Consider the following 12,178-nt stretch of genomic DNA (forward strand, 5'->3'; position numbering starts at 1 on the left):
GAGCACCGTCCGATCCGACTGTTTCTACCGATGGCGCCGGGGCCTCTTCAGGGGAATCCGTGTCCGGTAGCTGCGGAGCGCTTTCGCCATCCTCGACGTCCTCGCCTTCACCGGCCGAGCCGTCCCCGTCTCCAATGGAGACGTCGTCTTCGGACTCTGAGGGGTCGGCCTCCGTAGCATCTTCTTGTCCGTCTCCCGGCGAGTCAGAGCCTGACTCTTCCTTCCCGGCTTTCGGTTTTGCACCGACTCGGGTCTCGCCGTTCGCTTCGCCGTCATTGGTGGCATTCGCGGCCGAAGACGTCGCGGACTCGGTATCCGCGGAGGCCACCCCTGATCCATTGGCGATGGCGAATCCGACCCCGAGCGATATCGCGAGGGCACCGACTCGACCGATGTGCAGGCCGGTTGCCGAACGCTTACGCGCATGCTTCGCCGACCTCGACGGACCGTTCTTGTCGACCAGCTCGCGTGCCGCCCAGATACCGGCGTCAACGGGTGTGTCGCCGCTCCTGGAGTAGACGCGGTGACGGGTGGGGGTTGCGCACATAGTGTTCCTCCGTTTGCTGCACCGCATTCCCCCGGACCTGCTCTGGTTCGCACACACCTGCAGACCGTGCCTGCATGGCGAATCGGGGAAGCTGCACGCGACGGACACGCGCACGATCAAGCAGCGGCCAGCACCGCTCCCCCGAGCCATTCCTGCACCATCTACTGGTTTGCTGGGTCGATCAGCCCTTCGGCGTCTCGCCCCCGCTAATCAGGAGCCTAGAGCATCCCGTGACGTTCACGGTAATATTTGCCGGAAATTCCTAAAGTCAAGATCTAGCTAACCAAACCAATGGCCGCCGAAAGCGATTACGCTGCTAGAAGGGCATTAAATCAGTTGTGTCGGCAAATATATTGGACGGCTTCGGGCGAACACGCCGAGCTATCGGGTTTGCACGACACCGCTGGTGCGCCGTCATCTGGACATCACTGCACCTCGCCAGATCGACGGACGGTGCAGCACTCACCGATGGCGAGAATGGCTGGAGGCATTGCTCTCGGACCACGTCTCGCAGCAGTTCCCGCTCGTTCCCCGATATCCGCCGGTCGGATCGTCCCCTCGCCGGCGTGCCTGGTGGGTCGGCACCGGAACGTCTTTCCATATCTCAGGGAAGCGAAGGGTCCCCTAATACCACACTTTGCTGGCGGGGAAGGTTAAGGGCGACGGCGCGGCTTCTGGACCGAACGTGCGTCGAACGTCTCCAGAGACACCAGCACCGCGACCGCCCAGGCCGTTGCTGCGATTCGCCCCTTCCGGCGTCGCGAATCACCCGTGCTCCAGCAGAAAGGTGCGCATCGATGGGATCGCCGGCGATTCGGACGCGCGGCCTCGACCAGGGCCGCCAGATGATTTTGGTTTGCTGGACGCACGCCGTCACGTCAAGCGTGCGTCCAGCACGTAAGAGCTTAGAGCAATAACGCGACCGCGATAGCGTAAAGCGCTCGCATATTTGCGTTTGCAAAATTTAGGCTAACTGTGCAGTTGCGGTTCGGGTCCTCAAAGATGCACTACAGCCTGGGGTTCTCCGCCTGTCGAGCAAATCGACGCCACCGGAAATTTGTCGGCTCGATCCCCGTCACAGTGACCGCTGGACGGGAGGGCCGACGGCGCCTGCCACTCCGCGGGCAACGCTGCGGTGGTTACGCGGCGGCATCCGGCGGTGCCGGAGTGATCGGCGTCACGGTCGTTGCCCAGAAGGATGTGGCGCCAACGAATTTGCCGACCTCACAACTGGGCGCGTATCTCGGAGCCGTCATCACGGACGCGTGGACCCCGATCCCACCGACGCACGTGTCAGTATTTGCCTCCTACGCCAGCGCGGGCATGATCTCGCGCTCGAACAGTTCGATGCTCGACCTGTCGTAGGCGGCTTCCGGGAAGTAGCAGATCACGTACTCGCAGCCGAGATCACGCAGGCGTTGCAGGCTCTCCACGAGTTGTTCGGGTGTACCGCTGCCGGCCTGGGGGGAGTTCATCGCGTTGAGCATCGCGTCGGCAGCGGCCTCCCCGGTCAGGTCACTGATCCGAGAGCGCACACGGGCGAGCCGGTCTTCGACGTCGGCCTCCGACGTGCCGACGACGGCATTGATGTTGGCCGACCGCACGATCGCGTCGAAATCGGTGCCGACGTCCTTACAGTGTTCAGCCAGCACCCGTGACTTGTGTTCGAAGCCGTCTGGCTCCGAGGTGAAGTTGGTGTACTGCGCGTACTTCGCCGCGATGCGCAGCGTGACCTTCTCGCCGCCGCCCGCGATCCAGAGCGGCAGCCCACCGTCCTGCAGCGGACGCGGAGCCACGATCGCACCGTCGACCTGGTAGTGCTTGCCGTCGAAGGACACCACGCCGTCGCGCCAGGCGTCGCGCATGATCTGGACCCCTTCGTCGAGCCGGGCAAGGCGCGTCCCGGCCGACGGGAACCCGTATCCGTAAGCGCGCCACTCGTGTTCGTACCATCCGCCGCCGATGCCCATCTGGACCCGGCCACCCGAGATCACGTCGGCCGTCGCGGCGACCTTCGCCAGGTAGGCCGGGTTGCGGTAGCTCATCGCCGTGCACATCTGCCCCAGCTTGATCCGCGACGTCGTCGCCGCATACGCCGACATCAGCGACCAGGCCTCGTGGGTGGCCTCGTCTGTCGGCACGGGCACGGTGTGGAAGTGGTCGTAGACCCACAGGGAGTCCCACGCATCGCCGGCGTCGACGTACGTCGCGAGATCGCTCATCACCCGCCATTGGTCTCGCGGATCGATTCCGACCAGGTCGAGTCGCCAGCCTTGCGGGATGAAGAGTCCGAAGCGCATGAAACCGACTCTAGGTGGCGCTGCCGATCTGCGAAACGTGTCGCCGCGGCTGGGTAGCGTGCGAGTCATGCCTCTGTCCAAACCGGAACGCGAGGAGTTCCTCGCCGAACCGCACATTGCCGCGCTGTCCGTGGCCAACGGCGCCGACCGCGGCCCGCTGACCGTACCCATCTGGTACCAGTACTCCCCCGGTGGCGAACTCTGGTTCACCACCGGCGCCGGTTCCCGCAAGCACCGGCTCATCGAGGCCGCCGGGTTCGTCTCGCTGATGGTCGAGCGGGTCGAACCCAGCGTGCGCTACGTCGCAGTCGACGGTCCTGTGCTGCGCATCGAGCCCGGCACCGATGACCAACTCGTCGAGATGACCAGGCGCTATCTTCCGCCCGAGAAAGTCGACGGCTACCTCGAGTTCGCGCGCCGCGAGCACGGCGAGAGCGTGGCCGTCTTCGTCGAGGCGGCGCACTGGCTGTCCTCGGACCTCGGCTCGCTCTAGACCGCGCCGTAGAGCGCCGCGACGGCGGGCAGGCTCACCTTCAGGGCAGGATTGCGGGGAAGCGCGTCGACCATGGTGAACGCCACCGGGACGGCGTAGACCGGAAGCTTCTGGCGCACCAGGCTTTTGAGCTCGTCGTCGGACGGGGTGTCCGCGCCCGGCACGACCTCGATCGCGGCGAAAGGAACCTGGCCGAGCCGGGCGTCGGGGACCCCGACCACGCAGGCGTCGCGCACACCGGGATGCGAGACGAGCACGCGCCGGACCTCTTCGGGTTGCACCTTGAAACCACCGCGGTTGATCGCGCCGTCGGCGCGGCCGTGCAGGGTGACGAACCCGTCCTCGTCGATGCTGGCGATGTCGGTGGTGCGGATCCAGTCGGGTCCGAGCGGTCCGACCTTGGCCTCGAGCAGCCCCCGCTCCCCCGCCGGCCGTTCCCGCCCGGTCTCCGCGTCGACGATGCGCAGTTCGGTGTCAGGAAGTGCGCGGCCTACGCTGTCGCGCTTGGTCTTGCCGAACTCGTCGAGCATCTCCGGAGTCCACGCACACAGCGATCCGGCAAATTCCGTTGCACCGTATGCCAATCGGATCGGGATTCGATAGCGGGCCTCGAACTCGTCCCGCGTTTCGGGATCCAGGGGCCCCGAGGCGCTGATCAGGAACTCCAGGGAAGCGAGATCCTCGGCGGGCACCTGCGCGTCCAGCAGCATCCGGATCACCGCGGGCTGCACCCCGGCGCGGGTCACGCGGTGCCTCTTCACCGCGTCGACCCATCCCTCCACAGAGAACCGTTCCAGCATCGCGACGCGGCGCCCGTTGTAGAGGCCCGCGATCAACTGGCAGACCCCGATGCCGCCGAACTGCCAGTATGCGAACTCCGGGGGCGCGTCGCCGTCGGCCTTCTCCCCGGCCGTCACGCTGAACACGGTCCGCTCAAGGACGTGGGTCGCGATCGCCTGCCGTTTCGGCGGACCAGTGGTGCCGCTGGTCAAAATCTTCAGCGCGACACCGGGTTCGGCGGGGGCGTGCGCGTGGGAGGAGTTGCGATGTTCCAGCCGCGGGACCGCGACCACCGGGGGCGTGCCCAGCGAGATAGCCACGCCCGCGGCACCGGTCCGTTCGGCGGCGGCCACCACCGGCTCCGTCCAGTCCTCGGCGTCAGCCACGACCGCGGCCAGATTCAGCCGCTCGACATCGCCGGCGATGGCGCCGGCGGACTGGAAGGAGTAGATCATCGCGACGGTGCGCCCCGCGGCCAGGAAGCCGGCGATCGCGGCGGCGTGCGGCAGCCGGTTGCGCACGATGAGGCCGACGGGAGCGTCGCCGGGAACACCGGCGGTCTCCAACAGCGACGCGATTGCGGCGCCGTAGGCCACCACCTCATCACCTGTGTACCAGCGTCCGTCGAACTCGATGCACGGTCGGTCGGCATAGCTGTGCAGCGCAGCCGCGAACCTTTCGGTAAGCCCTTCGGTCACTCCGCCATTGTGGGGCATCGGGCCACGGCGTCGTCAGGAACCGGTGAACGCGCTGCGGTAGTCGCTGGGGGTGGTATGCATCTGCCGCACGAAATGGTGGCGGAAGGTCGCCGTCGACTCGAAGCCGACGCGCGCGGCGATCTGATCGATCGAGTGATCCGACGATTCCAGCAGCGCCAGGCTCGCCTGGATACGCTGCTCGATCAGCCATCTGATCGGCGTGGTGCCGGTAGCCTTCGCGAACTGACGCAGATAGCTCCGGCGCGACATCGCCGAGCGGGCCGCGAGCTCGTCGAGTGTGATGGTCTCATCGAGATGCTCCAGGGCCCAGGCCATTCCGGCTGCGATACGCCCGTCCTCGGTCGGTTCGGGCACCGGCGTCTCGATGTACTGGGCCTGCCCGCCGGCCCGGTGCGGGGAGATGACCAGCCGGCGCGCCACGTCGTTGGCGACCCGCACCCCGTAGTCGGTGCGCACGATGTGCAGGCACAGATCGAGGCCGGCCGCGCAGCCCGCGCTGGTCAGGACGCGGCCGTTGTCCACGTACAGCGGGTTGGGGTCGATGTCGATCCCGGGGTAGGTCTCGCGCAGCTCGTCGGTGTAGATCCAGTGCGTAGTGGCCTTGTGGCCGTCGAGCACGCCGGCCGCCGCCAGCGCGAACGCACCCGAGCAGATCGACACCAGCCGCGCCCCGCGGGCGTCGGCAGTCTTGATCGCGTCGACGAGTTCGCTCGACACCGGATCCCCGATGTCGCGGACGCTGGGGATGACCACGGTGTCCGCCTCGGCGAGATCGGACAGGTCGTACGCGGTGCGCACCGTCGCCCCGCCCAGCAGCCGCAGTTCCGCGCTCTCCGAGCAGAGCTTCACCGTGTACCAGGGCCGCGTCAGCCCGGCCGAGAATCGCTCGGAGAGCTCGGTCATCCCGAAGATCTCCGCGGCCAGGCCGGACTCGAACCCCGACATGCCGTCATAGGCCAGGATGGCGACGGTGTGCATGGCACTATCTTAACGAACATTGTCGCCAGGGCCACTGTTGCGAGGCGTCGCATCCGACCAGCATGGACGCATGCTCTACACACGAAAGTCCACGTGGACACGACTGCGCCGAAGCCGTGCCGGGCGCGCCGTCACGGCGATCGCCGCCGGCATTCACACCGGCCACGGCCTCGCGCACGGAGTGCCCGCACCGCCTCAATCCGCCGCGCGCCGAACGCACGATTTCTGACCGAAACCGCCGCCTATTTCACGACACAATCCGTGCACTCGAGCGCAGGAGTCCCCCGCAGCCGGGTAGCTGCGGGGGACTCTGCGGTGCTGCTTAGGACGTCAACGAGGCCGGCGGGTTGAACCGCTCGCCGTAGCGCTCGGCCAACTGCTGGGCCCGCGCGACGAACGCCTCCTTACCGACACCGAGCTCGCCCTGGTAGCCGACGATGAACTGCGCCGAACCACCGGTGTACGGCGGGAAGCCGATACCCATGATGGAGCCGATGTTGGCGTCGGCGGTCGAGGTGAGCACGCCTTCGTCGAGGCACTTCTGGGTCTCCAGCGCCTCGGCGAACAGCATGCGGTCGATCATGTCCTGCAACGGGATATCGACCGCGCCGCCGGAGCCGAACGTGTCGGCGAGACCCGGCCACAGGCCGACGCGCTTGCCGTCGACGTACTCGTAGAAGCCCGCACCCTTGAGCCGCGACGGACGACCGATCTCGATCATCTTGTTGACGACCTCCTCGGCCGGGTGCGCCACGTGGGTGCCGCCGGCCGCCTCGGTCGCCTTGCGGGTCTCGGTGGCGATCTTCTGCATGAGCTCCAGGTTGAGCTCGTCGGAGAGCTGCAGCGGCGCCGCCGGGTAGCCGGCCTGCGCACCCGCCTGCTCGATGCTGGCCGCCGGCACACCCTCGCCGAGCATCGCCAACGCCTCGTTGACGAACGTGCCGATGACGCGGGAGGTGAAGAACCCACGGCTGTCGTTGACCACGATCGGGGTCTTGCCGATCGCGAGCGTGTAGTCGAACACCCGGGCCAGTGCCTCGTCAGAGGTCTTCTCGCCCTTGATGATCTCCACCAGCGGCATCTTGTCGACGGGTGAGAAGAAGTGGATCCCGATGAAGTCCTCCTGGCGCTTCACGCCGGTCGCCAGACCGGTGATCGGCAGCGTGGAGGTGTTCGAGCCCAGCAGCGCGTTCGGCTCGACGATGTCCTCGATCTCCTGGAACACCTTGTGCTTGAGTTCCTGGTTCTCGAAGACGGCCTCGATCACGAAGTCGACGCCCTTGAGATCGGCGGCGTCGGCGGCGGGGGTGATCCGATCGAGGACTTCCCTGAATTTTTCCTCGGTCGTGCGCCCACGTTCGAGCGCCTTGGCCTCGATCTTCTCCGAGTACGCCTTGCCCTTCTGGGCCGCTTCGATCGAAACATCCTTCAGGACAACGTCATAGCCGGCCTTGGCCGACACGTAGGCGATACCCGCGCCCATCATGCCCGCGCCGAGCACACCGATCTTCTTGATCTCCTGCTTGGCGATACCGTCGGGCCGCGAGGCGCCGCCGTTGATGGCCTGCAGATCCAGGAAGAAGGCCTGGATCATGTTCTTCGCGGTCTGGCCGGTGACCAGGCCGACGAAGTAGCGGCTCTCGATACGGGTGGCGGTGTCGAAGTCGACCTGGGCGCCTTCGACGGCGGCGTCGAGGATCGCGCGCGGGGCCGGCATCGGGGCACCCTTGAGCTGCTTCTTCAGCAGTGCCGGGAAGGACGGCAGGATCGACGCCAGGCCGGGGCTGCTCGGCGTGCCGCCGGGCATCTTGTAGCCCTTCTGATCCCACGGCTGGGTGTGCGCCTCCGGATTCGCTTTGATCCACGCCTTGGCGGCGGGGACGAGTTCCTCGACGCTGTCGACCAACTCATCGACCAGACCGATCTCCTTGGCCTTGCCCGGCTTGAAACGCGTTCCCTGCGACAGGATCTCCATGAACGCCTTCTGGATACCGAACATCCGCACGGTGCGGGCCACGCCACCGCCGCCGGGCAGGAGCCCGAGGGTGACCTCGGGCAGGCCGATCACGACACCGCGGGTGTCGGCGGCGATGCGGTGGTGACACGCCAGCGCGATCTCCAGGCCGCCGCCGAGGGCGGCGCCGTTGATGGCTGCGACGACGGGTACACCGAGGGTCTCCAGCTTGCGCAGGTCGGCCTTGATGAACTCGACCTCGGCGAAGGACTCCGCCGCGTTGTCGGGGCCGACGTTCATCATGCCCTTGAGGTCACCGCCGGCGAAGAAGGTCTTCTTCGCGCTGGCGATCACCACACCGGTGACCGAATCCTTCTCGGCGGCAAGGCGTTCGACGGCGTCATGCATCGAAGCCTTGTAGTGCTCGTTCATCACGTTGGCCGACCCGGTCGGGTCGTCCAGCGTCAGGGTGACGATGCCGTCGGCATCCTTGTCCCACTTGATGGTGTTCTCAGCCATTTTCGGTCAGACCCTCTCGATGATGGTGGCCACGCCCATGCCGCCGCCGACACACAGCGTGATCAGGGCACGCCGGGCGCCGCGGCGCTCCAGCTCGTCGACCATGGTTCCGGTGATCATGGCGCCGGTGGCGCCCAGCGGGTGGCCCATCGCGATGGCGCCACCGTTGACGTTGAGCTTCTCGTCCGGGATGCCGAGGTCCTTCTGGAACTTCAGCACGACCGACGCGAAGGCCTCGTTGAGCTCGAACAGGTCGATGTCGTCGACCGTCAGGCCGGCCCGGTCGAGCACCTTCTTGGTGGCCGGGGTCGGGCCGGTCAGCATGATGACCGGATCGGCGCCACTGGTGGCGGTCGCGACGATGCGCGCCCGCGGGGTCAGCCCCTGCGACGTGCCGGCGGACTCACTGCCGATCAGCACCAGCGCGGCACCGTCGACGATGCCCGAGCTGTTGCCGCCGGTGTGGACGTGGTTGATCTTCTCGACGAAGTGGTACTTCTGCAGCGCCACGTCGTCGAAGCCGCCCATCGCGCCGACACCTTCGAACGCGGACTTCAGCTTGCCCAGGCTCTCGATAGTGGTGCCGGGGCGGATGTGCTCGTCATGGTCGAGGACGACCAGGCCGTTCTGATCCTTGACCGGGACGACGGACTTGGCGAAGTAACCGCCCGACCACGCGGCCGCGGCGCGCTCCTGTGACCGTGCGGCGTAGGCGTCGACGTCTTCGCGGGAGAAGCCCTCGATGGTGGCGATCAGGTCGGCGCCGATGCCCTGTGGCACGAAGCCGATGCGGTAGTTGGTCTCCGGGTCGGCCGCCCAGGCGCCACCGTCGGAGCCCATCGGAACACGGCTCATGGATTCCACGCCGCCGGCGAGCACCAGATCGTCCCAGCCCGAACGCACCTTCTGCGCGGCGATGTTCACGGCCTCCAGGCCGGAGGCGCAGAAGCGGTTCAGCTGGACACCGCCGGTGGTCTCGGGCAGCTTCGCGACCAGACCCGCGGTGCGGGCGATGTCGCCGCCCTGGTCGCCGACGGGCGAGACGACACCGAGGATCAGGTCGCTGATCAGGTTCTCGTCCAGGTCGGGGAAGCGGGTGCGCATTTCGTCGATCAGGCCGACGACCAGGTTGACGGGCTTGATCTCGTTCAGGGCGCCGCCGCGCTGCTTGCCGCGCGGGGTGCGGATGGCCTCATAGATGAAGGCTTCTTCGGACATGCGATCTCCAGGTCCTGTTCAGGGGTGCCGCGGATCGCCGGACTGACCGGACCCGCGGGGAGGCTGCTCCTCTAGGCGCGATGCTAGCAGCCTCGCCCAACCGCTTGGTTGGGCGACCTGGAGAGTGGCCGGACAGCTAGTCGGACGTGCCCTCGGTGTCGTCGAAGAAGGACCACTCACCGTCGTGCTCGACTTCCATGCGCCAGCCCAGCTCGGAGTTGTCGGCCTTCTGGTCGACGAACCAGGCGTGGGCGTCCTCGGCGCTGTCGATGTCCTTGGTGTCGACGACGTCACCCTTGGGATTCAGAACACGGTAGGTAGCCATGCCGGACGTGTTTCCCGCGTCCGAAGGGTTCACACCTACGCCGAGCGAGGCGTCACCATTTCGTCAAGCGTCGGGTAATCGATGTAGCCGTCCGGTCCCGGTGCGTAGAAGGTCGCGACGTCCGGCTCGTTCAACTCGGCTCCGAGCTTCAGGCGCTCGATCAGATCCGGGTTGGCCAGGAACGCCCTGCCCACCGCGGCGGCGCTGATGACGCCCCAGTCGGCGAGGTTCTCCAGCATCGCGAAATCGGTCTCGACGGTCCGCGGGGTATTAAGCACGAGCGTCCCTTCCCATTGCGTGCGCACCGCGGCGAAGGCGGGTGCCGACGGCTCGATCAGCACATGCAGATAGGCGATGCCGAGTGACGCGATACGGCACAGCAGCGCCTCGTAGGCGCTGACGTCGTCGATCTCCCGCATGTCGCCGGCGCTGTTGCCGGGTGAGATACGCAGCCCGACGCGGTCCGGGCCGATCTCGGCGACCACCGCCTCGACGACCTCGGCGGCCAGCCGCGCCCTGTTCTGCGGCGAACCGCCGTATGCGTCGGTGCGCTGGTTGACCACGTCCGACAGGAACTCGTGCAGGAGATATCCGTTGGCGGAATGGATCTCGACGCCGTCCATACCGGCGTCGACGGCACGGCGCGCGGCGGCACGGAACTGGCCGACGATCTCGGCGATCTCGCCGGTCGTCAGTGCACGGGGCACCGGAAGCGGCTTCTTACCGGTGGGCGTGTGCGTCAGCAGGTCGGCGGCTATCGGCGACGGGCCCACGGTCTCGAACCCGCTGATCTCCGGATGCGCCATCCGGCCGACGTGCCAGAGCTGGACGAACATCTTCCCGCCGGCGCGATGTACCGCCGAAGCGATCTCCGACCACTTGTCCTGCTGCCGGTCGGTGTAGAGGCCCGGCGTGTTCAGGTAGGCGCCGTTGGCCTGCTCGCACACCGCGGTCGCCTCGCTGATGATCAGCCCCGCCGACGCCCGCTGCGCGTAGTACTGCGCCGCCAGCGAGGACGGGGTGCCGTCCGCATCGGCCCGCGACCTGGTCAGCGGCGCCATGAACAGCCGGTTCCCGGCGGCTGTGCCCCCGACCTGTATCGGCTTGAGCAGCGCGGACTGTTCGCTGAGGGTGAAGGTCATGATTCCCTCAAGCCGCAGCCAGGCGCGGTTATTCCCGGCTACTCGCGCGCCGGGTGGTGTTCGAGGCCGAAAACCCTGGGCCGCAACGCTAGACGGCGACGGAGTGCCGGCCGCCGAGATCGCGCAGCACCTCCGCCGACAACAATCCCAGAGCGACGGCATGCGAGGCACAGGCCGCGCGATTGGGTGCGCCGAGCTTGGCCGACGCGCTCTCGAGATGATGCCCGGCGGTGCGCGCACTGATGAACAACTGCGCGGCGATCTGGCCGTTGGTCAACCCGCACACCGCCAGCGTCAGCGCGTCCAACTCGCGCGGGGTGATCCCCATCGGCAGTCCGGTCCGCGTCACCAGCAGTACCCCACACAGACTGTCGCCTCGGTATCGAGACGACGTCGCGATCCGTCGCACGTGCAGCCAGGACGAGCCGTCGTGGTAGCGCAACACCTCTGGTTGCACGGTGAATCCCGGTGCGCGGAAGGCCACGGCGATCTCGTTGACCACCACCGGATCCAGTGCCGAATCGAAGGAGTCGCCGAGCCTCAGCAGGTGAGCGCGGCCCGCCTCGTCGACCGCCCACGCCTGCGCGTCCGGGGCGATCAGCTCGGAGACCATCCGTGGCCGCACCGAGAAATCCAGCTGGTCGGCCATCTGCACACGCAGCGCGTTGATCTCGGCGACGTCGTCGTCACTGGGGAACCGCGCATCGTCACAGTTGACGTGGATGGTGCCGACGTAGGTGCCGTCGGTGGTGACCAGGCGCGCAGAGAGTCCCTCGTCGAAACCGGCGGGACGGAACACGTTGTTGACCGAGTACCCGCGGCGATAGTCGGGAAAGTCCCTCCAGCGCAACGCCCCGAGCCCGTGCACCCGCATCGCGTCGAACAGCGGGTCGTTGTCGACGAACCACGAATTGAAATGGTCCATCACCTGATCCGGGTACTCCCGGTTGGCGACGCCGATGTGGCATCGCTGGATCGGGTCCCACAAGCATATCGCCGACGCCGACGAGTCGGCGCGTGAGGCGAGCACGTCGAGCAGATCGTGCGCGCGGGTCTCCATGCTCGACGCACTGCCCAGCACGTCGCCATAGATCCCGGCCATTGGCGTTCCTCCGACGTCACCCCGTTTTCGTGAGGTCATCATCGGCAGCCCGTGTTTCGGGAACGTTTCTGAATCGAGGCGGTGCCGAAAACGGAACGCCG

Annotated in this window: 10 protein-coding genes; 2 read left to right on the forward strand and 8 right to left on the reverse strand. The window is 67.0% G+C overall.

Annotated elements, in window-relative coordinates; genetic code table 11:
- Window positions 1–1,854: 1,854 nt before the first annotated feature.
- A complete protein-coding gene (locus tag DYE23_RS23475; RefSeq protein ID WP_115328298.1) occupies window positions 1,855–2,847 on the reverse strand; it encodes an LLM class F420-dependent oxidoreductase in 993 nt (330 codons plus the stop codon).
- A gap of 67 nt (window positions 2,848–2,914) precedes the next feature.
- On the opposite strand from DYE23_RS23475, the gene DYE23_RS23480 reads away from it, so the two are divergent.
- On the forward strand, window positions 2,915–3,340 hold the full coding sequence (locus DYE23_RS23480) for a pyridoxamine 5'-phosphate oxidase family protein (protein ID WP_041799913.1): 426 nt from the start codon (window positions 2,915–2,917) through the stop codon (window positions 3,338–3,340).
- Here DYE23_RS23480 and DYE23_RS23485 read toward each other — a convergent pair.
- Complete coding sequence (locus tag DYE23_RS23485; RefSeq protein ID WP_115328299.1) at window positions 3,337–4,836, reverse strand: class I adenylate-forming enzyme family protein; 1,500 nt, start codon at window positions 4,834–4,836, stop codon at window positions 3,337–3,339. The genes DYE23_RS23480 and DYE23_RS23485 overlap by 4 nt on opposite strands.
- A 15-nt stretch (window positions 4,837–4,851) precedes the next feature.
- Entirely contained in the window at window positions 4,852–5,817 is a 966-nt protein-coding gene (locus DYE23_RS23490; RefSeq protein WP_115328300.1) for a helix-turn-helix domain-containing protein, read from the reverse strand.
- Window positions 5,818–5,887: 70 nt separating this feature from the next.
- On the opposite strand from DYE23_RS23490, the gene DYE23_RS30935 reads away from it, so the two are divergent.
- Window positions 5,888–6,046 (forward strand): hypothetical protein, encoded by a 159-nt coding sequence (locus tag DYE23_RS30935; protein ID WP_158022602.1) that lies wholly within the window; start codon window positions 5,888–5,890, stop codon window positions 6,044–6,046.
- Window positions 6,047–6,139: 93 nt separating this feature from the next.
- On the opposite strand, the gene DYE23_RS23495 is transcribed toward DYE23_RS30935, so the two are convergent.
- The 5 genes from DYE23_RS23495 to DYE23_RS23515 all read right to left on the reverse strand — a co-directional run bounded on the left by DYE23_RS23495 (window position 6,140) and on the right by DYE23_RS23515 (window position 12,077).
- Entirely contained in the window at window positions 6,140–8,290 is a 2,151-nt protein-coding gene (locus DYE23_RS23495) for a 3-hydroxyacyl-CoA dehydrogenase NAD-binding domain-containing protein (protein WP_115328301.1), read from the reverse strand.
- 6 nt (window positions 8,291–8,296) lie between these two features.
- Complete coding sequence (locus tag DYE23_RS23500; RefSeq protein WP_013470844.1) at window positions 8,297–9,508, reverse strand: acetyl-CoA C-acetyltransferase; 1,212 nt, start codon at window positions 9,506–9,508, stop codon at window positions 8,297–8,299.
- A 136-nt stretch (window positions 9,509–9,644) separates the two neighbouring features.
- Window positions 9,645–9,833 (reverse strand): hypothetical protein, encoded by a 189-nt coding sequence (locus DYE23_RS23505; RefSeq protein WP_011892586.1) that lies wholly within the window; start codon window positions 9,831–9,833, stop codon window positions 9,645–9,647.
- Between the two features lie 35 nt (window positions 9,834–9,868).
- Window positions 9,869–10,975 (reverse strand): alkene reductase, encoded by a 1,107-nt coding sequence (locus DYE23_RS23510; protein ID WP_013470843.1) that lies wholly within the window; start codon window positions 10,973–10,975, stop codon window positions 9,869–9,871.
- Window positions 10,976–11,063: 88 nt separating this feature from the next.
- The gene (locus DYE23_RS23515) at window positions 11,064–12,077 is read right to left on the reverse strand and encodes a helix-turn-helix transcriptional regulator (RefSeq protein ID WP_115328302.1); all 1,014 of its coding nucleotides are present in this window, start codon (window positions 12,075–12,077) and stop codon (window positions 11,064–11,066) included.
- Between the last annotated feature and the right edge of the window lie 101 nt (window positions 12,078–12,178).

It is taken from the genome of Mycolicibacterium gilvum (assembly GCF_900454025.1).
Classification (GTDB): domain Bacteria; phylum Actinomycetota; class Actinomycetes; order Mycobacteriales; family Mycobacteriaceae; genus Mycobacterium; species Mycobacterium gilvum.